This is a genomic window from Hoeflea sp. AS16 (genome assembly GCF_038900095.1).
Classification (GTDB): domain Bacteria; phylum Pseudomonadota; class Alphaproteobacteria; order Rhizobiales; family Rhizobiaceae; genus Hoeflea.
Genome location: NZ_JBBMQQ010000001.1, coordinates 563,289 through 586,647, shown reverse-complemented (window position 1 = coordinate 586,647; position 23,359 = coordinate 563,289). Strand labels below are relative to the sequence as shown.

Below are 23,359 nucleotides of genomic sequence, written 5' to 3'. Positions count from 1 at the left end.
GGCCGGCAAACGGTCTCAGGCTGTCCCTGCACGGCGTTGCAGTGCCTTGCGGCTGACCTGGATCAGCACCGTGCTGATCAGCACGCAGTAGAGCCCCATCGTGGCGATCTGGCCCCTGTAGGAAACACCCCAGTCGATCAGCGCACCAGTCACGCCCGGTCCCATCGCCGTGGCAAACACCATGAAGGCGACGATAAACGAGCGAATCCCGCCAAGGTGCCGCGAGCCATAGAGTTCCGGCCACAGCGAGCCGAACAGGGTTGATGAAAACCCGTAGGACACCCCCATCAGCGCCATGAACACATAGGCGCCCCATGGCGCATCCGTCGACGCCAGCACGAAGCAGGACAGCGACAGCGGCACCAGGAAGACCGGCAGCAACCGTGTTGCCGAAAACCGGTCGACCAGCTGCCCGGCAACCAGCGCGAAGAGGATGGTCATCGACGACATGATCGCAAACGACGTCGCGAACACGCTCGGCGGCCAGCCACGCAGGTCGGACAGATAGACCTGGTGAAAGAAAATGGTGGTGCCGATAAATGACGGCGCGAGCACCCCCGACAGCGATGCCCAGAACAGCGGATCGCGGATGACCTCGGCGCGGGTCCAGTCACGCACCGCCGGCCGGTCCGGATCCTCAACGACCGATTGCGGGGTCCGTTCAAGCTTGAGCAGGCCGTAAATCAGCGGCAGCGCCACCAGCATCAGCACTGCGGCTGCAACCAGCCAGGAACCGCGCCAGCCAACCAGCGCCGCCACCCCGACAAAGCTGATCGGAAACAGCGCCTCGCCGAAATTGACGCCGATGGCGGTCAGAGAAATCGCCCGGCCACGCTGGGCTGCGAACCAGCGCCCCATCGCGGTCATGGCGATATGGGTAAACATGCCCTGCCCGAACAGTCTGAGCAGGTAGACCGACAGCACCAGCAGCGCCAGTGATCGGGACCAGGCCATCAGAACGCAGGCAATCGCCAGCACCGGGGCGGCAAGAGCCACCGTCGAGGCTACGCTGATCCTGTCGACGATTTTACCGATCTGCGGCAGCGTCGCAGCACTCGCCAGCGTCGCGACCATGTAGAGCGTGCCGAAGCCGCCATGGCTCAAACCATATTCCGCGCGAATTTCCCCCGCCGACAACGAGATGAAATAGGTCTGTCCGAAGGACGAGAAGAACGTCAGCAAAAATCCGCCGGCGATCCAGCGGCCATTGTCACGCAGGAAGAGCATGAGCTGTGTCAAGGAAAGGTCCACCCGGGATTAATTCCGGCGGGTCTGCAAACCTGTTTGCACCCGCGCTGCCGGTTCGACCTAACCCAATCCGCGCCTTGTGGCTATGGCTTCAGCGCATTGTCCGCCGCATTTCATCGAAAGTCTTGAAGCTCCGCCCGGCATGCTTGCCCTTGACCACCGTATAGGTGCCGTCGGGGTTCTGCTGATAGACGGAGTTCCGGATCTTGCCCTGGACAGGCTTTGCGGCTGCGGCTCTGTGCACTGGCGCGGCCGTCTTGGCGGGGCGTATCACAGGCCGGTTTTCAGGCCGGTTTTCAGGCGCCTCGTGGCGCAACCGCGCCGCACGGTGATCGGGTTCCGGCGGCATCGGCGGCGGCTGCATCCGCTCTGTGTGCTGCGGCGGAGGCTGCGGAGCGTGCATGGGCCGCGCCTCCACCTGTGCCGGTGGCTGCGGCTCGACATAGCCCGCACTTTCAAGCGTTCTTGCAACCAGAGCCGGAAGGGCGGACTTGTCGTTCAGCGCCAGGTATTTCTCAGCCAGTTGCTCCTCGTACTGAGGCCCGAAAGCACGGACACGGCTGGCCGCGGCCCGGATGTCCGGGTCGACATCAATCAACGCCTGCCAGCGGATCCACATGTTCCCGTTCGTGTCGCGATGTCCAAAACCAGCTCCGCCTTCGCCCCGGCCTTCACCATGGGCGTCACCAGCGATCAGCAGGATCGCGATGCCCAGAAGCGGCAGAAAGAAACAAATCAGACCCCACAGCGCGGCATCGCGATGGCGCCGGCGAGCCATCCCGGCGCCAATTGCAGCAAAACCCAGCCACAATAGAAAAAACAACACGAGCGATAAAAGGAAAACCATTCCTGCAATTTCCTTAGAAAATAAAGATCAGCACCCCACATTTCTTGCTGACAACCGTCAACAAAACAAGGTCTTTATCTGCAGGAAAGCAGGAATACTGCTCTTCTTCGGCTTGGTATCACCTGTCCCTGAATCTGTTGGTAATCGGGTAGCGGCGGTCGCGGCCGAAATTCTTGCGGGTGATCTTGACGCCCGGTGCCGATTGGCGGCGCTTGTATTCGGCGAGATAGAGCAGGTGCTCGATCCGGTGCACGATGCTCACCTCGTGGCCGCGTGCAACGATTTCGTCGACACCCATCTCCTGCTCGATCAGGCATTCGAGAATGTCGTCGAGCACCGGATAGGGCGGCAGCGAATCCTGGTCGGTCTGGTCCGGCCTCAGTTCCGCTGACGGCGCCTTGTCGATGATGTTGACAGGGATCACCTCCCCTGACGGGCCCAGCGCGCCCGGCGGCACGTGGGTATTGCGCCAGCGCGACAGTGCATAGACCTGCATCTTGTACAGGTCCTTGATCGGGTTGAAGCCGCCGTTCATGTCACCATAGAGCGTGGCGTAACCGACGCTCATCTCGCTCTTGTTGCCGGTGGTCACCACCATCGAGCCGAACTTGTTGGAGATCGCCATCAGGATCACGCCGCGCGCCCGGCTTTGCAGGTTCTCCTCGGTAATGCCCTCGTCGGTGCCGTCGAACATGTCGCCAAGAGCAGAGAGAAAGCCCTGAACCGGCTCCTCGATCGCCACGGTGTCATAGCGGCAGCCAAGCGCCCTGGCGCAGGCCTCGGCGTCGGTGAACGAACTCTCCGAGGTGTAGCGGTAGGGCAGCATCACGGTCCGCACCCGCTCCTCGCCCAGCGCATCGACGGCGAGAGCGGCGCAGATCGCCGAATCGATGCCGCCCGACAGCCCCAGCACCACGTTGCGGAAACCGTTCTTGTTGACGTAATCGCGCAGCCCCAGCATGCAGGCCCGGTAATCGGCCTCCTCGCGTTCGGGGATCACCGACATCGGCCCGTTGGCGCACATCCACTGCCCGTCCGGCTGGCGCTTGAAGGTGACGATCGAAACGGTTTCCTCGAACTGGCTCATCTGGAAGGCGAGGCTCTTGTCGGCATTCATGGCAAAGCTGGCGCCATCGAACACCAGCTCGTCCTGGCCACCGACCTGGTTGGCATAGACCAGCGGCAGCCCGCTTTCGATCACCTGGCGCAGCACCACCTGGTGACGGATATCGACCTTGCCGCGATAATAGGGCGAACCGTTCGGCACCAGCAGGATTTCCGCACCGCTTTCGGCCAGTGTCTCGCAGACGCCGAGATCGCCCCAGATATCCTCGCACACCGGGATGCCGAAGCGAACGCCGCGGAGTGCCACAGGCCCCGGCATCTCGCCGGCGTCAAACACCCGCTTCTCGTCGAATTCGCCGTAGTTGGGCAGGTCCACCTTGTCGCGGCTGGTCACCAGCCTGCCGCCATCGAGCACGGCTGCCGAGTTGAAGCGCTTGCCGCCTTCGCTCCGAGGATAGCCGATAATCACTGCCGGGCCGCCATCGGCCGTATCGGTGGCCAGCGCGTCCACAGCCTTCTGGCAGCTTTTCAGAAACGCCGGCTTGAGCACCAGGTCCTCCGGCGGATAGCCGGCAATGAACAATTCGGTAAACAGCACCACATCCGCGCCATGCCGAGCAGCGTCAGCACGCGCTTCCCGCGCCTTGGCAAGATTGCCGGCAATGTCGCCGACAGTCGGGTTGAGCTGTGCCACCGCGATGCGGATGGTGCCGGACTGGACCGGATCGGACGGGGATGGTGCTTCTGTCTGGGTCATGACCTAGGTGTTACCCCAACTCGCCCCGCTTGAAAATCATCGAATCCCGATTGGCCACTCCATCGCGGCAACTTTTTGATGCCGCGGGTTTTTCCCTGCTGTGTCAGGCCGCAGGCGCTGCCGCAAACGCCGGGTCGAACCGCCACATGGTCATGGCCAGCGCGCCGAACTCGGCGCTGTCATGGACGATCCGCGCCGTGCTGCCGTCGCCTGCCGCGCCGAGCGCCACATAAAGCGGCAGCAGATGTTCATCGGTCGGATGATTCTTCACCGCATAGGGCGCCAAACGCCGATAATCAAGCAGCGCCTCGACATCATTGCCGGCAATCCGGTCATTCATCCAGCCGCTGAACGCCTGCACCCATTCGGGCACATCGATATCGCGCCGGCCGCTCCTGAGCGCCTTGAAGGCCTCGCCCAGATTGTGGGTGAACGAGCCGGAGCCAATGACCAGAACACCTTCGCCGCCCAAGCCGGAAAGTGCCTGGCCGAGCCTGAAATGATGCTCCGGCCCCTGCCCGGGATCGACCGAGACCGACACCACCGGAATGTCGGCATCGGGATAGGCAAGTATCAGCGGCACCCACACGCCATGGTCAAATCCGCGCTTGTCCATTGCATGGGCAGCAAAACCTGCGGCCTGCAGATCACTTACAATCCGCCGCGCCAGCTCCGGCTCGCCCGGCGCCGGGTACTGCATGGCATAGAGCTCCGGCGCAAAACCGCCGAAATCATGGATGGTTTCGGGATCCGGATCGGCCGAGACGGCAACCCCGCCCGAGATTTCGAAATGGGCGCTGGCAACCACGATGGCGCGCGGCCGCGGCAGATCAGCCGCCATCTGCCTGAGCCAGGCAGCGGCTCCGGTGTCGGCAATCGCGGTGTCGGGCGAACCGTGCGAGATGAACAGGGCGGGGAATGCGGTCTTGGTCATGATCAGTCTCCTTGCACCCAATATGCCCATCTACCCACGTTCAAAAAAGGCGCCATTTTGACCACTCTGCGTTCTCTATTCGTAGACAACACTTCGCCAGCCCCGCATGGCCCATGCCGGAAAACCCGCATGGAGCGTTTCCACCGGGGGGATGAAATTGAAATCCGGAGGGCCGCACGCAGGCTTTGCCGTCAGGAATGTAGAATAATAGGGGTGGCGCAGCTTGCGCGCGGCCCGATCTTCGCCGGATGGTGTCCGCATCCGACAGGCAGTTGCGTGCCGCGTCCTGCCGCCTGGACATGGGCAGCGATCAGCGGCGGGTGGCATCGTCCGGCACGGGCTTGGCCTTGCGTTGAAAATGCAGGAACGCCAGAGCGTCAAACTTGACGTCAAACGCCCTCCCCGCATCCGCAAGGCGGCCCGCCACAGGCCCGTTTCCACCCTCACCCTGACAGCCGGCCGGCGCTGGCCGGGCACAAGGGGCAAGGATTTATCCGGTGGCTGGCTTGGCCGATCATCCCGTTCGGGGGTAACCCGTTCAGACAGATCCTGCTGCCAGCGGAACCCGCCGGTGCACCGCCTCCTCCATTCTCCTGCCGCACGTTACGGCAAGCCCCCGGAGGACTTCCTCCCGCCTGGACCACAACGTTCGCGGTCCATCCGGCAGCGGGAGCGCCAAAATCATGGCATGGAGTCGGGAGGGTGTGGATGAAATGGGCGACGATGACGAGGGGCGCGCCCTCTCCTCCTCGGTGGGGGAGAAAGCAAAATCATGACCTTGGCTTGAGCCAAGTCATAGATTTTGCAAGAGAGGGGGCTGTTTTGAACACAGGATTTTCCCCTCACTTGCGATTTCTAGCACTTGGCTGAAGCCAAGACGCTGAAATCGTTTTCTCTCCCACAAGGGGAGAGACCAGAATCTCTCACTCCGCCACCAGCAACCCGGCAGAGCCTTTTTCATACTGCGGCAGGCCGTCGGTGATCTCGTAGAAATCGCCCTTGTCGGCGCAGAAGATGTGTTTGGTCATAGTCAGCCCCGAAGGCTCGTCAAAGGCACCCGCCAGCACCGAGATGTGCTGGTCTGCCTGATGCTTCCAGAACAGCGCTGAGCCGCAGGTTTTGCAGAACCCGCGTTTAGCGACATCGGAAGCCTGATACCAGGTGATGTTGGCCTCGCCCTCGATCTCGATGTTCTCATCGGGAACATTGGTGGCGGCGAAATAGAGCCCCGACTGGCGGCGGCACTGCGAGCAATGGCAGGCGACCACCTCGCGAAGCGGGCCAGAGGTGCGGAATGACACCGCGCCGCAATTGCAGTGTCCGGTGCGGGTTTGATCGTCTGACATGGGAGACTCCGAGGGCGCAGGTTTCAGATTGGAGCCGATAGAAGCACGGATCGGCGCTGCCATTCTACTGACATCTGCGACATTCCTCCGTCGTCACCCTCGGCCCCCGAACCGAGAATCCATTCCGTGATCCACCCGCGCCCGGAGTGTGGATGAAGATTACGGAATGGATCCTAGGGTCGGGGCCCTAGGATGACGAAACAAGAGGGCGGAGTGTGAGGATCGCGCGAGCAACCACAACAAAAAAACGCCGGGGTTCTCCCCGGCGTTTTTCGTAATCGTGTCAGTCAGTTGCAACAAGTACCTTACCCGTTCACAACCGCCTTTTCCTCATCCCGGCCGCCCTTCATGCGTTCGGCGACGAGGAAGGCGAGTTCCAGCGCCTGATCGGCGTTGAGACGCGGGTCGCAATGGGTGTGGTAGCGGTCCTGCAGGTCCTCGCCCGAGAGCGCGCGGGCGCCGCCGGTGCACTCGGTGACGTTCTTGCCGGTCATCTCGATGTGGATGCCGCCGGGATGCGTGCCCTCGGCGCGGTGGATCTGGAAGAACGAATCCACCTCCGACAGGATCCGCTCGAACGGACGCGTCTTGTAGTTGTTCATGGTGATCGTGTTGCCATGCATCGGGTCGCACGACCACACCACCTTGCGGCCCTCGCGCTCGACGGCGCGGATCAGCTTGGGCAGGTGATCGGCCACCTTGTCGTGACCGAAGCGGGCGATCAGCGTCAGCCGGCCGGCTTCATTGCCCGGGTTGAGGATGTCGATCAGGTTGAGCAATTCGTCCGGCTCCAGCGACGGGCCGCATTTCAGGCCGATCGGGTTCTTGATGCCCCGGGCATATTCGACATGGGCATGGTCGGGCTGGCGGGTGCGGTCGCCGATCCAGATCATGTGGCCGGAGGTGGCGTAGAAATCACCCGAGGTCGAATCGGTGCGGGTCATGGCTTCTTCATAACCAAGCAGCAGCGCCTCGTGGCTGGTGAAGAAATCGGTCTCGCGCAGGTTTGACTGGTTGTCGGCGGTAATCCCGATCGCCTTCATGAAATCCATGGTCTCGGAGATCCGGTCGGCCAGCGCCCGGTAGCGCTCGGCCTGGGGTGAGTCCTTGACGAAGCCGAGCATCCACTGGTGCACGTTGTCGAGATTGGCGTAACCGCCCTGGGCAAACGCGCGCAGCAGGTTCAGCGTTGCCGCCGACTGCCGGTAGGCCGCAACCTGGCGCTCGGGATCGGGAACCCGCGAGGCCTCGTTGAACTCGATGCCGTTGATGATGTCGCCGCGGTAGCTCGGAAGCTCGATGCCGTCCTTCTTCTCGATGTTGGACGAGCGCGGCTTGGCGAACTGGCCGGCGATGCGGCCGATCTTGACCACCGGCTGCTGTGCGCCAAAGGTCAGCACAACCGCCATCTGCAGGAAGACGCGGAAGAAATCGCGGATATTGTCGGCTTCGTGCTCGGCGAAGCTCTCGGCGCAATCGCCACCCTGAAGCAGAAAGCCCCTGCCTTCGGCGACCTCGGCAAGCGACGCGGTCAGCCGCCGGGCCTCACCGGCAAACACCAAGGGGGGAAACTTGGCCAGCCGTGCCTCGGTCACTTTCAGTGCCTCTGCATCCGGATAATCCGGGACCTGCTGGATCGGTTTGTTGCGCCAGCTTGATGGGGTCCAGTTCTGTGCCATGTCGTTCACCGTGTTGGCCGGGCTCATGCCCGGCTGTTTTGCGGGCCACATGCCCGCTGATCGCTCGATTTCAACGGGCTTATAGCGATAGTTTGACACGCTGCAAACCCGGCAATTCGAATCAGCCGCCCGGACCATGCGCCCGGCGGCCAAGCGCCAGATCGAACAATTCGGTCTCCTCGGCGGTCAGGGTGACGGCGCGCGGATAGAGCGGCGCATGCCTGTCCTCGTGGATCGGGTGATGAAACGCATCGGTTTCAGTGACGAAACGGTGCACCCCTTCGGCCCCGAACTCGCGATGGAATCCCTGCATCACCGCATCGAGATAGGATCTCAGGATCGGCGACGGCCCAGCGGACTGCGGATGCTCGGTCCGCGCCTCGTAGACATGCAGGTTGATCTCCAGTGGAATGCCGGCAGAATCGAGACCGCCGCCATGAAACTCGAGTTCGGCCAGGCTGATGTCGCGGCGGTGGTAGCGGAATTCGCGGGCATCGATGGCGCCGAGATTTTCCGCCCTGTCGATCACCAGCATTCCATCGATCGCCGCCCCCGTGGCGCGGTGCGCCGTCAACAGCGATGGTGTCAGCCCGTCCGGCAGCGTCACACCCGGCGTTGGCCCCATGTCCGGCCGTGGCCGCCAGGTCCGCCGCCAGCCCGCAAGCCGCGCCGGAACGGCGGCAATCACTTCGGTGCGCAGGGTCGCGCGATTGACCAGCGAGCCGTAGCCGAAATAGCCGACCAGTTCGCCCGGACCGGCGGTCACGAACGGTTTCGACAGCCCTGCTTTGCGCAGCGCCCCTGCCTCGGGTTTCCGGGCGTGCTGCGGCGCTTCATTCTTGGACATCGTGCGTGTGTCTTCCTACATATCAGGCCTGCGCCAATTTTACGGCTTCATCGAACCCGGGCAACCATCATGACACAGCCATCAGACAGCATCGCCAGCCTCCGCGCCAGCTTCGACAGCGGCAAGACCCGTCCCCAGGCCTGGCGGCGCGGGCAGTTGCTGCGGCTCAGGGCCATGGTGGAGGAAAACGAAAGCGCCATCAACGACGCGCTGCACGCCGACCTCGGCAAGTCCGGCTTTGAAGCCCGGATGACCGAAATCGGCACGGTGCTGTCTGAAATCAGCCACACGCTGTCTCACCTCAACACCTGGATGCGGCCGCAGAGGATCTCCACGCCGCTGTCCAACCAGCCCGGACACAGCCGGGTGATCCATGAACCGCTGGGCGTGGTGCTGATCATGGCGCCGTGGAATTACCCGGTCAACCTGGTGCTGACGCCGCTGATCGGCGCGATCGCGGCGGGCAATTGCGCGGCGTTGAAGCCCTCGGAGGTCTCCGCCCGGACATCCGCACTGCTGGCGCGGCTGATCCCGGCCTATCTCGACACCGAGGCGTTCGCGGTCTTCGAAGGTGGTCCGGAGGTATCGACCGCACTGCTCGAACAGCGTTTCGACCACATCTTCTTCACCGGCAGCGAGGCGATCGGCAAGATCGTCATGACCGCGGCCGCCAAACATCTCACGCCGGTGACGCTGGAGCTGGGCGGCAAGAGCCCCTGCATCATCCATGATGACAGCGACCTGGCACTGGCGGCCAGACGGGTGGCCTGGGGCAAGTTCCTCAATGCCGGCCAGACCTGCATCGCGCCCGACTACATCCTGGTGCAGGAAACCGTTGCTGATGCCTTCGTCGACCGGCTGAAGGCATCGATCCGGGACTTTTTCGGCGACGACCCGAAGTTGAGCCCGGACTACCCGCGGCTAATCAACGAGCGGCATTTCGACCGGGTCAGGGAATTGATCTCCGGCGGCGACATTGCCGTTGGCGGCGAGACCGACCGGTCGGTGAAATACATCGCCCCGACGGTCCTGACCGGGGTGGACCCCGAAGCTACCGTCATGCGCGAGGAGATATTCGGTCCCGTGCTGCCGATTGTCACCTACCGCAGCATCGATGAGGCGATCGGCTTCATCACCTCCCGCCCCAAGCCGCTGGCGCTGTACCTGTTTGCGAAATCAGGCGAAATCCGGGATCAGGTGATTGAGCGGACCAGTTCGGGCGGTGCCTGCATCAATGATGTGGTGATGCACCTGGCGGTCCCCGAACTGCCCTTCGGCGGCGTCGGCGCCAGCGGCATGGGCGCCTATCATGGCCGCACCTCCTTCGACACCTTCAGCCACGCCAGGTCGGTGCTGACAAAGAGCGAGCATTTCGACGTACCGCTGCGCTATCCGCCCTATTCGAAACGGAAGCTCGGTTGGCTCAAATGGTTTCAATAGCCACCGCCAGCCTCAGTCAGCGCCACCTGAAAAGAACCGGCCTTGATGCATATCAATGCCACCGCGCACAGCAAAGCTATGATCGGGTCATACAAACCGATCAGCGGAGTTCAGACCATGAGCGAACAGCCAGCCTATTCCAACACCACCGAAGCCGTCGGCATCTTCCACAACGCCAAGGACCTGCAGGCAGCCGTCGATGATCTCCTGACCCAGGGCTTCAACCGCATGGATCTGAGCATTCTGGCGTCCGAAACCGCCATCGAGGACAAGCTGCGCGAGGCCTATGTCCCGGCGCGGGAACTCGAAGACCGTGTCGAAGTGCCCACAACCGCTTTCGTTTCCACCGAATCCGTCGGCGACGCCATGGGCGCCGTCATCGGCGTTCTTGTCTATGTGCCGGCAATGATCGGTGCTGCAGCCGTCGTCGCCTCCGGCGGTGCACTGGCAGCCGCCGTGACCGCCGCGCTGATTGCCGGCGGTGTCGGTGGCTCGCTTGGCTCGGTCATGGCCGGCATGATCGGCAAGCACCATTCCGAAGAGATCGAGAAACACCTCCAGGCCGGCGGCCTGCTGCTCTGGGTGCGCACCCCCGACGAGAACCATGAGCAACGCGCGCTCGCCATCCTCGCCGGGCACAATGCCGAGGGCGTTCATCTCCACACCCTGCCCTCTCTGGCAGGCAGCACCATCAGCCAGCCGGTCGAGGATGTGGTCGAGGTGGATGCGGCCAGCGTTGAATGAGGCAGCCATGAGCGACCCGATCCATATCGTCTGCCCTGCCTGCCAGGCCAAGAACCGCATTCCGGCGGCCAAGATCACCGCCAGGCCCACCTGCGGTGCCTGCAAGGCAGCCCTGTTCCCTGACGCGCCGTTCGAGCTTGATGAGGCGAAACTCAACAAGCACCTGAAAGGCGACGAGGTGCCGCTGCTGGTCGATTTCTGGGCGCCCTGGTGCGGGCCGTGCCGGATGATGGCGCCGATGTTCGCCCAGGCCGCAACCGAGATGTCGCCGCAAGTGCGCTTTGCCAAGCTCGACACCGAGCAGAACCAGGCCGTCGGCAACCGCTTCCAGATCCGCGGCATTCCGCTGATCATCCTGTTTGACAAGGGCAAGGAAGTAGCCCGCCAGGCCGGCGCCATGGATGCAAGAGGCATTGTCAGCTGGGTGCGGCAAAACCTGAAGGGCTAGTTTAGGCGCACATGGAGGACTGAAGTCGTCCCGCGCCGGCGCTGCCGATCCGGTTACGCAACAAGACTGGACCAACAGAGGCCGGCACGTTCCGGCCTTCACCCGTCTCCGCCGTTGATTTCAGAGAATGCCGCTTTCAAATCAGTATCTTCGGGCTGTTTTCACGACTTGCGTGACAAAACCTGTCCGGGAGCATGCGCGGTGTTTTCCGCCTCGTCCCCGATGCGCTGACCGAAATCGGCCAAGGCCATCGGCTTGCCGTAGAAGTAGCCCTGGAACTGTACGCAGCCGAACCGGGCCAGCAACAGGTGCTGCTCCATCGTCTCCACCCCTTCGGCCAGAACGGTGTGGCCGAGATCGCGGCTCATCACCACGACATTCTTGACCAGCGTGGCGCTGGCCGGGCTGGTAACCGCGTCCTGCACGAAGCTGCGGTCTATCTTGATCTGATCGATCGGCAAGCGGCGCAGATAGGACAACGAGGAATACCCGGTGCCGAAATCATCGAGCGCGATGACAATGCCCATTTCCCGCAGCGCATTGAGCCTGTCGATCACCAACTCGATGTCGGTCACCAGAACGCTTTCGGTCAGTTCGAGGATCAGCTGCCGCGGGTTCGCGCCGGTCTTGAGGAGCGTGTCGCGCACGGTTGCCTCGAAATCCTCGGCCATGAGCTGGCTGGCGCTGATATTGACCGACAGGCTCAGGTGCCGGAATTGCGGCTTTTTGCCCCATTCGGCCAATGTGCGGCAACCGGTTTCGAGCACCCAGCCACCAATCGCGGTCATCAGGCCAAGCTCTTCGGCTTGCGGGATGAAATCGAGCGGGGAAACCGGGCCCCGCTTCGAGCTGTTCCAGCGCAGCAGTGCTTCGGCGCCGATCGTGTTTTGCGACAGATCGACCTGCGGCTGGTAGACGAGTTCGAATTCCTCGTTCCACAAGGCGGCCATTAGATCGCGGCTGAACTTGTCCTTGCGGGTGAACTCGGCCTGCATTGCGTGGATGCAAACGGCAAGCAGGATGGTGGCCAGAATGGTATTGGCCCAGGTGCCGCCACTGCGCAGCCAGTCAGGCATGACCACGACATAGGGGGAATCCAGTTGCGCACTGGCGAGCACGATGAAAGCCAGCAGGCACAAGCCGATCAGTGCCAGTTGTGCACGCGATTTTTCCCGCTGGTAATTGAGATAGCCCAGCGCCGCCACAACCAGCAGGTAGAGATGACTGACCCGTGGCGCTTCGGCAGTGGGGACATCAAGCAGCAGCCCCATGATGATGACTATCACCATCCAGGAGGCTTGTGTGGCCAAGATGCCGGAAGCGAGATGGCCGCGCCGGATCAGCACATAGATCGTCAGCCCGCTGACGATGACGGCCATGTCCAGCGCCACCACGCTCCACCAGCCTATTGCGGCAAAGATCACGGCCCAGGCAGCACCGATACCGGCAAATGCCAGCGACCCATACCGGAAGGCAACAACCATTCGCTTTGAATAGTGGTTGGCAAGTTCCGGCGAGAACTGCGGGGCTGGTTTTGCCATTATTGTTCCTAGCGTGGCATCATATGAGCGTTGACGCATAATAGGCGCGAACTATTAAGAACACGTGCCTTCCCGAAAGTTCCGCAACCGCACGCGGCATGGTCAGCCTCGATTTGTAGTAAAAACTGTCCCTGGAAGGCCTGCAGAGCATCAATCCACCGTCCATCGATGAACCGGTGATGCGCCCGGCATGCGAAGCTGCCTTTCTGGTTCAAACGCGACTTCCGCTGCTTCATGGCACGACACCGAATTCAGTCGGTCAGGCCGGCGCACGTCTGTGCAGCGACGGCACCAGACATCGCGCATGGCCCATGATTCAGCGCATCAACGCGCGGAATCACTTCATCAGAATTTGCCTGCAAACAACTGAAACCATGAGACAATTTTCCGCCACACCGCTCGTTTTCGCAGTACTGGCCAGTCAACATCGCTCTCGGGCGGCCCGAAATCATCTTCCGCGCCAGCAGCGATCAGCGCCGCCTCGAAGATATTGCAATTGCGGGCGATCTCGTCGCCGATCAATCCCGCATCGCCATTGACGATGTCGCGCGCGGCGGCGTAGTCGAGCCCGTCAGGGCCGCAGAAATCTTCCAGTTTGCAGGGCCGGAACCAGCCTTCGATCATGCCCGAAAACGCCACATGGGCGGACACCACCGGATCGAGAATGAGATCATAATCCTCGGCCAGACCGATATCGACACCAAACCGGGCCTTGAGTTTTTCTTCGGCGCCCACGTAGTTGCGCCGGTGGGTAAGCTGGATATCGCCGCCGCCGACCGGGTTACGGCCAGTCTCGTCAGGCAGCCAGTAAGCCGATTTCACCCAGCTCAGACGTCCCGCATCGAACGCCTTCTGCAACCGCTCGGCCGAAGTCTTGCGGTCCGGAGCGAAGGCCTCCAGCACCGGCTCCATCCGTCCGCCGGTCTCCCGGTAAACCTGCCCCAGCGCCGCAGCGAGATAGCTGACCGGATAATCGGCGGCATACCATTTCGCCCAGACATCCAGCTTGACCGACAGCCCTGCCCGCTGCGCCGCCGTCATGCCATCGGCAAATAGGCGCGGATCGGTGACGGTGAGATGATCGAAAAAGACGGTGCGGTTCATGTCCGGACGATGGACGGTTTGCCGCCAATCCTCAAGTGGCATGGTCACTGGGCACCACGCGCGAATGATGATGATTGCAAAACCCAGCCTCGCCCACACGACGGTAATTGACGTGAACGTAAGCGTTATCCTAACGTCGGCGCATCGCAGGAGGACATTCGCCATGCCGCCCGAAACTGCCGCTTCGACTGCCCAGCCGGCCACCGTCGAGATCATCACCTTCGATGCAGCCGACGGCCATCCGCTTGAGGGCACGCTGACCGCCGGTGCGGGTGACGGGCCGCTGGCGCTGATTTCCGCTGCCACCGCCGTCAAGCGCGGGTTCTACCAGAAATTTGCCGAGAGCCTTGTCACCGAACACGGTTTTCGCGCGGCGCTGACCTATGACTACCGCGGCACCGGCGGGTCGCAAAGCGACCGCTTCAAACCGCGCCATATCTCGATGAGTGACTGGGCGATGCGGGATTTTCCCGCCGCCCTCGCCCGGCTCGAGCAATCCGCTCCGGGCCATCAAGTCGTCGGAATCGGCCAGTCCTTTGGCGGCCAGGCATTGGGATTGAGCGGCGTCTCCGACCACTTCGAGCGCTACCTGATGGTGGCAACGATCTCCGGCTACTGGCGCAATATTGGCGGCGGATGGAAGGCCTTTGCCTCGATGAACCTGATCGCCAGTCCGGTGGCCGCTGTGCTCGGACGTGTCCCCGCCGGACTGGGACTGGGCTCCGGCCTGCCCGGCGGCGCCTTTGCCGACTGGACCAAATGGTGCCGCAGACCGGACTACTTCTTCTCCGAGCCACGGTTTGACGCCAAAAGCCTGTTCGCGGAGGTCAGAACGCCAATTCTCGCCATAGGCGCAACCGACGACCCATGGGGAACGCCGGCCGCCCGTGACGGGATCATGCGCCACTATATCAACGCACCGGTGGAAACCAGATGGCTTGACCCGCAGGCGGCCGGCGGACCGATCGGCCATCTCGATTTTTTCCGCTCGCGCTTCCGCGACACGCTCTGGCCCGAACCGGTCGCCTGGCTGAAGGGCGAGAAACGCTCCTGAGCCTCAGACCCGCTCGCCGTTCTTGACCCGGTAGCTTGGCGTGTACATCGTCACCAGCTCTTCCGACGCGGTCGGATGCACGGCCATGGTGCGGTCGAAATCATCCTTGGTGCAGCCGGCCTTCAGCACGATGCCCAGGATCTGCGCCATTTCACCGGCCTCGTGGCCAAGAATATGGACACCGATCACCTTGCGATCAGCGGCATTGACGACGATCTTCATGATGGTCTTTTCCGACCGCCCCGACAGCGTCGCCTTCATCGGCCGGAATTCGGCCCGGTAGATTTCCAGCTCGTCATATGTCTTCGACGCGTCGTCCTCTGACAGGCCGACTGTGCCGATTTCCGGCTGCGAGAACACCGCCGTGGCGATCAGGTCGTGATCCGGCGAGGTCGGGCGGTCATGGTAGAGCGTGTCGATCAGGCACATCGCCTCGTGGATCGCCACAGGCGTCAGCTGCACCCGGTCGGTGACATCGCCGACGGCATAGATGCTTTCGACATTGGTGCGCGAATACTCGTCGATCAGGATCTCGCCCTTGTGGCCGGTCTTCACGCCAGCCTTGTCCAGGCCCAGCCCGTCGGTGTTGGGATCACGGCCAAGCGCCAGCATCACCTGGTCGGCGACGAGCGCCTTGCCCGCTGACGTGTGCGCCAGCAGACGGCCGTCAGCCCCACGCTCGATCTTCTCGAACACCTCGTGGCAGAGAATGCGGATGCCCTTTTCTTCCATCGCCGCATGCAGCCCGCGCCGCATGTCCTGATCGAAGCGCGACAGGATTTCCTTGCCCCGGTAGATCAGCGTGGTTTCGACACCAAGACCATGGAAGATGTTGGCGAATTCGACCGCGATGTAACCGCCGCCGGCAATCAGGATCGCCTTGGGCAGCTCTTCAAGATGGAAGGCTTCGTTGGAGCTGATGCACAACTCGTGGCCGGGCAGCGCGGAATGCGGGTTGGCGCGCCCGCCGACGGCGATCAGGATCCGCTCGGCCGTGACTTCCTGCCCGGTGGCCTTGATCAGCACCGAATGGAGGCCGGTCAGTTCGGCGCGCGAGGTGATGATCTCGGCGCCCGCGTTTTCCAATCCGCGCTTGTAAAGCCCTTCCAGCCGGTCGATTTCCCGGTCCTTGTTGGCAATCAGTGTCGGCCAGTCGAATGAACTTTCGCCCACGCTCCAGCCATAGCCGCGCGCATCCTCGAAATGCTCGGAGAACTGCGAGGCATAGACGAACAGCTTCTTGGGCACGCAGCCACGGATGACGCAGGTGCCGCCGAACCTGTATTCCTCGGCAATCGCCACCTTCTTGCCAAGCCCCGCGGCAAGCCGCGCCGCGCGAACCCCGCCCGAACCGCCGCCGATGACAAACAGGTCGAAATCGAATTTGCTCATGTGCGGGAATCCTTTTGTGCGTTTTGCCGCAAGGCTCGAGGCCTTTGGGTGACGGGACAGGGCATGACAATACCCGGATGCTTGCTGCCTGTTTAGCCAAGCGGGCGCAAAAGAAAAGCCCGGGGATGGTCCCCGGGCTCTCAATTGACTGCGTCAACACGACAATGTGATGCCGCATGGAGCCGCCGAACGCGGCTCGATGGACTGGTTACTGGTTGCCGTCCGAGAGTTTCGGACGTTCGCCGACCTTTTCCTCAAGCGCCTTGTTGACGTTGGCGGCAAGATCACGGGTCACACCGGAAGACCAGATATCAGCCGACTTGATCAGTTCGCGCGTCACCAGCGGGCCGGTTTCAATCAGCTTCCTGCCCGCCTCGGAGGAATAGAACTCGGCAATTGCGGTGAGTTCTTCCTTGGTAAAGGCCTTGGCATAGATCTGCGCAGCTTCCTTTTCCAGATCCCCGCGGCGCGGCACGATCTTCAGCGCCTCGTCATCAACGGTTGTGCTGATGACTTCCTGAAGGTCGGCATTGGCGCGAATCAGGTTGATTTTCAACTGCTCGGCAGCGCCGGGAATGATGCCGTCGAACTGGTCGGTAGAACCAAGGGCCGAGATTGCAGCCCGCGCAGCGGCCAGGTGGTCTTCGCTCAGCTCCTGCGCAACGGCCGAATGCCCCGCAACGGCGAGGCTCGAGATCACAATCATGCCCGCGCCAAAACGCTTGAGACCGGTGAGGATAGTCATGTTCGGTTTCACTCCTGTTTAATTCTTCGCGAGCAATGTCCGCGCCCCGCTTTGCGAAGCGATGATCGCGGCATCTGCCATATTGAGAAACAATCCGTGCTCGACAACGCCGGGGATAGCGACGAGCCCGTTTGCGAGGGCTTCTGCATCCGGAATGCGGCCAAAAGATGCATCAAGGATGAAATGACCGCCATCGGTGAGATAAGGCCCGTCCTTGTCCGGTCGCTGAACGATCTCGCCGCTCAGGCCAAGCCGGGACGCCAGCCGTTCGACCGCCAGCCGCGTCGCCATCATGCCGAACGGGGCAACCTCGATCGGCAGCGGGAACTGCCCCAGCGTTTCCACCAGCTTGGTCTCGTCGGCAATCACGATCATTCTGGCCGAAGCCGCGGCGACAATCTTTTCGCGCAACAGCGCACCGCCGCCGCCCTTGACCAGCCCGAGCGAGCCGTCGACTTCGTCGGCGCCATCAATAGTCAGGTCGAGTTCCGGCAAATCATCGAGAGAATAAAGCGGCACCCCGAGCTCGACACAGAGCCGTGCCGTGCGTTCGGATGTCGGAACACCCTGGACATTGAAGCCCTCGGCCACCTTTTCCGCCAGCAGACGAACGAATTCATCCGCTGTGGAACCGGTTCCGATACCGAGCCGCATTCCGTCCTCGACATGTTCGAGTGCTGCCTTCGCTGCTGCGATCTTGAGTTGCCGGGCGTCCATGCCAGTCTGCCATTGTTGTTGATGCTGGTCGCCTGTTAGCATGGAAGCCAGACAAGGCAAAGCCCGCGCGTTACGTCATATCCATGGCTTTGCCTGCCGCAGCCGCGACAGACCAGACAAGGCCGCCCGTTCCATGAGCGCGGCGAACCCGGGAAAACGGCCCGCCAATTGCGCCATTGCGGCTTCCCTGTTAAGTCAGCGCCGCACCTCAAGCCGGTGCCGCCCGTCCCTTTTGTCCCGGAGCCCGTAATGACATCCCCCCTGGTTATTTTCGACCTCGACGGCACCCTGATCCACACCGCACCCGACCTCATGGCGAGCCTCAATCACGTGCTGGATCTCAACGGCCTCGCCCCGGTGACCTTCGAGGACATGACATGGCTGGTTGGCCAGGGCGCCAAGGTGATGATCGAACGGGCCTGGTCACATCACGGCCATCCCGGCTCGCCCGAGCAGCTGGAAGCCGCCTTTGACGCCTTTCTCAGCCATTACGCCGCAGAAATGCCGGGCAAGTCCGAACCCTATCCCGGCCTGATCAGCGCGCTCGACCGGCTTGAGGCGGACGGCATGAAACTGGCCGTCTGCACCAACAAGACCGAAGCGCTGGCCCGCCGCCTGCTCGACGCTCTTGGCCTGACCGAGCGTTTTGCCGCCATCACCGGTGGCGATACATTTACGGTGAGAAAGCCGCATGGCGATCATATTCTCCGCACCATCGAGCTGGCCAGCGCCCGGCCCGGCAATGCGGTGATGATCGGCGACAGCGTCAATGACATCCTGGCCGCACAGAATGCTTCCGTTCCGGCGATCGCCGTGCCCTTCGGCTATTCCGACAAGCCGGTCGCCAGCTTCAATCCCGACATCATCATCGGGCATTTCGACGAGCTGGATGCGCAGATGGTACGCCAGCTGATCGCGGCACGCGGCAAGACCGGCTGAGGCAATCCGCCCAAGGCCTGCAAAAACCGCCCTGCCCGCCGATCTGCCGCTTGACGCCTGCACCGCGCACCGCTTATACCGCCGCAGACCGTTCGGACCGCCACTGGCGGAACCAGCGACGGGCGCGTAGCTCAGCGGGAGAGCACTGCCTTCACACGGCAGGGGTCACAGGTTCAATCCCTGTCGCGCCCACCATTATTTTCCATGACCGAGATGCAGCCCCCGTCAACGACCGGGCAGATCCGGACACTGGCGATCTTTCCAGACATTCAGACCCAGGGTCTGCAAGCTGTTCACTCCGCGCGAAGTGATCAGCTGTGATCCATCGTTAATTGCACCTGCCGTGGCCCGCCGGTACTGACCCTGATCTGAACACTTCCTCTCCGAAAGAAAGACCGCGATGTCATCCTTGAAAACGATTCCCAAAACGCAGATCATTCTGTCGATTGTCCTTGCCGGCCTGATCGGAGAAATTGTCTTCGAACTGTATGCCTGGTTTGTATCGCCGATCTTGTTTGATGTTGTTTTGCAGCCCTCGAACCTGGTGATTGCAATCACTTCAAAACTGACCGGCATACAGATATCCAAGACCGTGGCCTTTCCGGTTCACTTCCTGATCGGGTCGTTGGGATTTGGGCTCTTCGTTTATGCAACACGCTTGATCATGCCTGCGCGGGTCTGGCTCACCGGTTTCATCTCCGGTTTGATTCTCTGGTTCGTTGCCCAAGGCATGCTGGCCCCCTTTATCGGGCGCAGCTTCATGATGGATTTCGGCACCTACACGCAGTCGTCGTTTGTCGGGCACGTCGGCATGACACTTCTGATGGCCCACCTTCTTGCGGTTTTCCTTTCCCGTTTTGAAAGCAAGACCGGCCTCACCCGGCCGGCGGCGGAGCCGACCACGCTGCAAGGCCAGCAATAGCGGGCCCGGGCACGAACCTGGCGATGGGGCGATAATCCACTCGCCGGGTTTCGGCCAGCCAAGCACAGCCACCGGGTTGGCCACCTGCCCGACAACGGCAGAACCCGACATCGAATTGATCAGGCTCAAGGCGAAGCTCCCCTTTTTAGTGGTAATCCCTTTTTCAGTGGTAACAAGCATGGAAACAGCGGCACACCTTACCCGGTGTGCTTGAATCCGATGACTTGCAACTTACCTCTCGAGAAGGACAGTCCGGTCCCACACTGACAGGATTGACGGCCAATGCTGGAGCGAACCGAATGAAGAACCCCTACGAGGTCCTCGGGCTGAAAAAGGAGGCAAGCGATCAGGAGATCAAGCTTGCCTTCAAGAAGCTTGCCAAGAAATACCATCCAGACCTGCATCCTGACGACAAGCAGGCCGAAGCCAAGTTCAAGGACATTGCAGGCGCCTATGAGTTCCTCAAGGACAAGGACCGCCGCAAGCGCTTCGACGCCGGCGAGATCGACGCCTCAGGCGCTGAAAAGCATCAGCAGCAATATTATCGCGACTATGCCGGCCCGCAGTCTTCGGGCTTCCACGCCAGCCAGGACGGATTTGCCAGCAATGAAGACCTCGAGGAATTTCTGGCCCGCGCATTCGGCGGCATGGGGGGCGGCATGGGTGGCGGCATGGGTGGTGGCGGGCGAAGCCGCAGCCAGGCCGGCATGAAAGTGCCCGGCCAGGATGTGAGCTACACCTTGCACGTTCCCTTCCTCGATGCAGCCAGGGGTGGGGTGAACACACTGCAACTGCCCGACGGCAAGACCCTCAAGGTGACGATTCCCGAAGGCGCGGAAGACCGCCAGACCTTGCGCCTGAAAGGCCAGGGCATGCCCGGTTACGGCGGCGGCCCGGCCGGTGACGCCTATATCGAGCTGCACATCGAGCCCGATGCGCATTTTGTCCGCAAGGACGACAACATCCACCTCGAGGTTCCGGTGACGCTGAAGGAAGCGGTTCTCGGCGCCAAGATCGAGGTTCCGACACTGACCGGCCATGTCAGCCTGACTGTGCCCAAGGGATCGAATACCGGCACCAAGCTGCGGCTCAAGGGCCGTGGCATCAAGAATCGCAAAACCGGGGTCAGAGGCCATCTCTATGTCACCCTGAAGGTGGTGCTGCCCGAAGGCGATGAGCCGGAACTGTCCGCGTTTCTTCAAAGCTGGACACCCAAGCATGCACAAAATCCTCGCAAGGAGATGCTGTCATGAGAAATCTGGAAGAGGTGATCTCGCTGGTTCCCGAACTCCATCGCGAGGATCTGGACCGCTGGATACGCGATGCGCTGGTCGAGGCCGCGGAAGAGGCAGGCAAGGCAACCTTCTCGGAAAGCCAGTTTGCCCGCGTGCGGCTGATCTGCACCTTGCGCTACGACATGGATGTCGAAGAAGAAACGCTGCCGGTGGTTCTCGATCTGCTCGACCAGCTGCACGACACCCGCGCGCGCCTGCACAAGCTCAGCCAGGCCGTGCTGGCGCAGGATGAAGAGGTCAAGGCCGCGGTCCTGCAGGCATTGTCGGAGACGCGGCGATCTGGCCGCGGATGATGTGCGGCCGATAAAAGCCGCCCGCCCCGACCCGCGCCGTACAACCAGCGGGGCACGGCATGGATCAGGCGGACGGCTCTCGTTTGATCATCCGGCCCCTAGGGCCGAACGACGGTGTAGCCCTGTTCATCCAGCTCGATGATCGAGACAACACCGGCGGGCACGACTTCGGCAAATTCGAAGATCGGCACATCCTTGCCGGATTTCTTCGCCATCGCCTGCCGCGTGTTGTTGCAGGCCTGGAACGCGACATTGGGCATGCTGGCGGCAAAATTGCTGATCCGCTTGGCCACCGGCGAGGTATCGGGCCGCAGCATGTGCAGCCCGGCATTGAAGGCCACGACCTTGATGTCGACCATTTCGCCGCGTTCGGAGTAGAGCCGCGAAACATTGGCGGCGACATTCATCACCGTGTTCATCTTTTGCGGATCATTGTCGCTGATCTGCAGCACCAGCTTGTGCTCGGCTGCTGTTGCGATGGATGGCAAAGCCAGCAGCACAAACGCGATTGCCGCGGCAAGTATCTGTCCCGTATTTTTCATGTCATTCCTCCCAATTATTATATCGAATTCACACATTCAGATTATTTGATATAAATTGAACTGCAATCGATTTTATCCGGGAGGGTTTTACTTTGGTTCAGCCCTGTTTCCAAACCGGCTGTAGGCACGACGCGCGCGCGACCGGAGCAGTGCCTGGTTTCAGACCTTTTCCAGACCGCACCAGCTGGCGATGAACAGCGCGGTGGCTTGCGTCACCCGCCTGACCGACTCGAGCTCGACCCGTTCGTTGAAGCCGTGGATGGCTTCGGCCCTGGGCCCGTAGACCAGCGCCGGAATGCCGGCATAGAGCCCGAAAAAGCGAGCATCGGTGGTGGCTGTGATGGCGAGCTTGTCGAGCGTCGAACCGGTCACTGTCCGGTGCGCGGTTTCAAGCGCCGAGATGGCCCGTGTGGCGTCCGCGGATCCGTCCTCGGACAGCGCATATCCCTCGGCCTGAAAGCCGTGATAGACGATTTCCGGCGCATTCTTGCTCAGGAACGGATGCGATTTCGCGGCCTCTGCCAATACAGCCTCGATCTCGCGTTTGGCCTCGTCGATATTCTGGCCCGGAAACAGCCCCATGCGCACGTCAAACACGCACCAGGCCGGAACCGAACTGGTCCAGTCGCCGCCCTGTATTTTCCCGATATTGAGATTGAGCGCGTGGTTGTGCCCGGCATAGGCGCCATGACGGCGGCCGGGTTCATTCCAGCGGTGCTCCATCTCGTGCAGCGCCTGAATCAGCGGAATCGCCGCCTCGATGGCGTTCGAGCCGCTGCCGGCATAGGCGACATGCACCGGGATGCCCTTGAGGTGCACCTGGAACCACAATACGCCCAGCTGCGCGGTGACCAGCTTTTCCTCGAACGGCTCCGGGATCAGCGCCGCATCTGCTCTGTAACCGCGCTGAAGGCAGGCAAGCGCGCCATTGCCGGTGCATTCTTCCTCGACCACCGACTGGATGAACACATCGCCGGCGGGTGCAAAGCCCATGTGGCGCAACGCATCGAGCGCGAACAGGTTGGAGGCAAGCCCGGCCTTCATGTCACCCGCACCGCGGCCATACATCCAGCCATCCTCGATGCGCGGTGCGTAAGGCGGTGTGTCCCACATGTCGAGCGGGCCTTCCGGCACCACGTCGATGTGGCCGTTGAGGATCAGGCTCTTGCCATTGCCGCCTTGGGTCCGGTGCGTACCGACGACATTGACTGCATCCTCGTAATTGCCGATCACCGGCGAGAACCCCGGCAGATGCGCGATGTCAGCGACATCGATAGTCCAGCGGTCAACCTCATAGCCGCGTGAACCGAGTTCGCCAGCCATGAAATCCTGCGCCGATTGCTCGTTGCCACGGGTGGACGGATGTGAGGTGAGTTCAGCCAGGAACTCGATCTCGCGGTCGAACACTGCATCAACGGCTTTGAGGATTTCTGTCTCGGTATCCGGGGTCATTGCTCTCG

General features: G+C 61.9%; 22 protein-coding genes and 1 tRNA gene. 9 read left to right on the top strand and 14 right to left on the bottom strand.

Annotated elements, in window-relative coordinates:
- Positions 1-15: 15 nt before the first annotated feature.
- The 7 genes from WNY80_RS02805 to WNY80_RS02775 all read right to left on the bottom strand — a co-directional run bounded on the left by WNY80_RS02805 (position 16) and on the right by WNY80_RS02775 (position 8,723).
- Complete coding sequence (locus tag WNY80_RS02805; RefSeq protein ID WP_342886295.1) at positions 16-1,227, bottom strand: MFS transporter; 1,212 nt, start codon at positions 1,225-1,227, stop codon at positions 16-18.
- Between the two features lie 112 nt (positions 1,228-1,339).
- Positions 1,340-2,026 (bottom strand): PLD nuclease N-terminal domain-containing protein, encoded by a 687-nt coding sequence (locus WNY80_RS02800; RefSeq protein WP_342885817.1) that lies wholly within the window; start codon positions 2,024-2,026, stop codon positions 1,340-1,342.
- A gap of 187 nt (positions 2,027-2,213) precedes the next feature.
- Positions 2,214-3,917, bottom strand: a complete 1,704-nt coding sequence (locus WNY80_RS02795) for an NAD+ synthase (RefSeq protein ID WP_342885816.1) — start codon at positions 3,915-3,917, stop codon at positions 2,214-2,216.
- Between the two features lie 103 nt (positions 3,918-4,020).
- Entirely contained in the window at positions 4,021-4,851 is an 831-nt protein-coding gene (locus tag WNY80_RS02790) for a class III extradiol ring-cleavage dioxygenase (RefSeq protein WP_342885815.1), read from the bottom strand.
- A 923-nt stretch (positions 4,852-5,774) separates the two neighbouring features.
- Positions 5,775-6,197: a GFA family protein gene (locus WNY80_RS02785; RefSeq protein ID WP_342885814.1), complete on the bottom strand. Its 423-nt coding sequence runs from the start codon at positions 6,195-6,197 to the stop codon at positions 5,775-5,777.
- A 305-nt stretch (positions 6,198-6,502) separates the two neighbouring features.
- On the bottom strand, positions 6,503-7,876 hold the full coding sequence (locus tag WNY80_RS02780; RefSeq protein WP_342885813.1) for a 3-deoxy-7-phosphoheptulonate synthase class II: 1,374 nt from the start codon (positions 7,874-7,876) through the stop codon (positions 6,503-6,505).
- 121 nt (positions 7,877-7,997) lie between these two features.
- Entirely contained in the window at positions 7,998-8,723 is a 726-nt protein-coding gene (locus WNY80_RS02775; RefSeq protein WP_342885812.1) for a gamma-glutamylcyclotransferase family protein, read from the bottom strand.
- A 69-nt stretch (positions 8,724-8,792) separates the two neighbouring features.
- On the opposite strand from WNY80_RS02775, the gene WNY80_RS02770 reads away from it, so the two are divergent.
- The 3 genes from WNY80_RS02770 (at position 8,793) to trxC (ending at position 11,355) form a co-directional block, all read left to right on the top strand.
- Positions 8,793-10,163 (top strand): aldehyde dehydrogenase family protein, encoded by a 1,371-nt coding sequence (locus tag WNY80_RS02770; RefSeq protein WP_342885811.1) that lies wholly within the window; start codon positions 8,793-8,795, stop codon positions 10,161-10,163.
- Between the two features lie 117 nt (positions 10,164-10,280).
- Positions 10,281-10,907, top strand: a complete 627-nt coding sequence (locus tag WNY80_RS02765) for a hypothetical protein (protein WP_342885810.1) — start codon at positions 10,281-10,283, stop codon at positions 10,905-10,907.
- A gap of 7 nt (positions 10,908-10,914) precedes the next feature.
- The gene (trxC, locus tag WNY80_RS02760) at positions 10,915-11,355 is read left to right on the top strand and encodes a thioredoxin TrxC (protein WP_342885809.1); all 441 of its coding nucleotides are present in this window, start codon (positions 10,915-10,917) and stop codon (positions 11,353-11,355) included.
- A 161-nt stretch (positions 11,356-11,516) separates the two neighbouring features.
- Here trxC and WNY80_RS02755 read toward each other — a convergent pair whose 3' ends face one another.
- Both WNY80_RS02755 and WNY80_RS02750 read right to left on the bottom strand, forming a co-directional pair.
- A complete protein-coding gene (locus WNY80_RS02755) occupies positions 11,517-12,896 on the bottom strand; it encodes an EAL domain-containing protein (protein WP_342885808.1) in 1,380 nt (459 codons plus the stop codon).
- 345 nt (positions 12,897-13,241) lie between these two features.
- Positions 13,242-14,042 carry a hypothetical protein gene (locus WNY80_RS02750; RefSeq protein ID WP_342885807.1) on the bottom strand — a complete coding sequence of 267 codons (801 nt, stop codon included), beginning with the start codon at positions 14,040-14,042 and terminating at the stop codon, positions 13,242-13,244.
- A 121-nt stretch (positions 14,043-14,163) separates the two neighbouring features.
- On the opposite strand from WNY80_RS02750, the gene WNY80_RS02745 reads away from it, so the two are divergent.
- Positions 14,164-15,054: an alpha/beta fold hydrolase gene (locus tag WNY80_RS02745; RefSeq protein ID WP_342885806.1), complete on the top strand. Its 891-nt coding sequence runs from the start codon at positions 14,164-14,166 to the stop codon at positions 15,052-15,054.
- A gap of 3 nt (positions 15,055-15,057) precedes the next feature.
- Here the strand turns inward: WNY80_RS02745 and gor are convergent, their stop codons facing one another.
- From gor to rpiA, 3 genes are all read right to left on the bottom strand, one after another.
- Positions 15,058-16,446 (bottom strand): glutathione-disulfide reductase, encoded by a 1,389-nt coding sequence (gene gor / locus WNY80_RS02740; protein ID WP_342885805.1) that lies wholly within the window; start codon positions 16,444-16,446, stop codon positions 15,058-15,060.
- A gap of 208 nt (positions 16,447-16,654) precedes the next feature.
- Entirely contained in the window at positions 16,655-17,191 is a 537-nt protein-coding gene (locus tag WNY80_RS02735; protein ID WP_342885804.1) for a DUF2059 domain-containing protein, read from the bottom strand.
- Between the two features lie 18 nt (positions 17,192-17,209).
- Entirely contained in the window at positions 17,210-17,908 is a 699-nt protein-coding gene (gene rpiA / locus WNY80_RS02730; protein ID WP_342885803.1) for a ribose-5-phosphate isomerase RpiA, read from the bottom strand.
- Between the two features lie 249 nt (positions 17,909-18,157).
- Here rpiA and WNY80_RS02725 point away from each other — a divergent pair, with 249 nt between their 5' ends.
- The 5 genes from WNY80_RS02725 to WNY80_RS02705 all read left to right on the top strand — a co-directional run bounded on the left by WNY80_RS02725 (position 18,158) and on the right by WNY80_RS02705 (position 21,357).
- On the top strand, positions 18,158-18,847 hold the full coding sequence (locus tag WNY80_RS02725) for an HAD family hydrolase (protein WP_342885802.1): 690 nt from the start codon (positions 18,158-18,160) through the stop codon (positions 18,845-18,847).
- 120 nt (positions 18,848-18,967) lie between these two features.
- A tRNA-Val gene (locus WNY80_RS02720) sits at positions 18,968-19,042 on the top strand.
- Positions 19,043-19,247: 205 nt separating this feature from the next.
- On the top strand, positions 19,248-19,769 hold the full coding sequence (locus WNY80_RS02715; protein ID WP_342885801.1) for a hypothetical protein: 522 nt from the start codon (positions 19,248-19,250) through the stop codon (positions 19,767-19,769).
- Positions 19,770-20,068: 299 nt separating this feature from the next.
- Positions 20,069-21,022 (top strand): DnaJ C-terminal domain-containing protein, encoded by a 954-nt coding sequence (locus WNY80_RS02710; protein WP_342885800.1) that lies wholly within the window; start codon positions 20,069-20,071, stop codon positions 21,020-21,022.
- Positions 21,019-21,357, top strand: a complete 339-nt coding sequence (locus WNY80_RS02705; protein ID WP_342885799.1) for a hypothetical protein — start codon at positions 21,019-21,021, stop codon at positions 21,355-21,357. The genes WNY80_RS02710 and WNY80_RS02705 overlap by 4 nt, the downstream gene beginning before the upstream one ends.
- A gap of 98 nt (positions 21,358-21,455) precedes the next feature.
- Here the strand turns inward: WNY80_RS02705 and WNY80_RS02700 are convergent, their stop codons facing one another.
- Complete coding sequence (locus tag WNY80_RS02700) at positions 21,456-21,899, bottom strand: hypothetical protein (RefSeq protein WP_342885798.1); 444 nt, start codon at positions 21,897-21,899, stop codon at positions 21,456-21,458.
- Positions 21,900-22,058: 159 nt separating this feature from the next.
- On the bottom strand, positions 22,059-23,351 hold the full coding sequence (locus WNY80_RS02695; protein WP_342885797.1) for an ArgE/DapE family deacylase: 1,293 nt from the start codon (positions 23,349-23,351) through the stop codon (positions 22,059-22,061).
- Between the last annotated feature and the right edge of the window lie 8 nt (positions 23,352-23,359).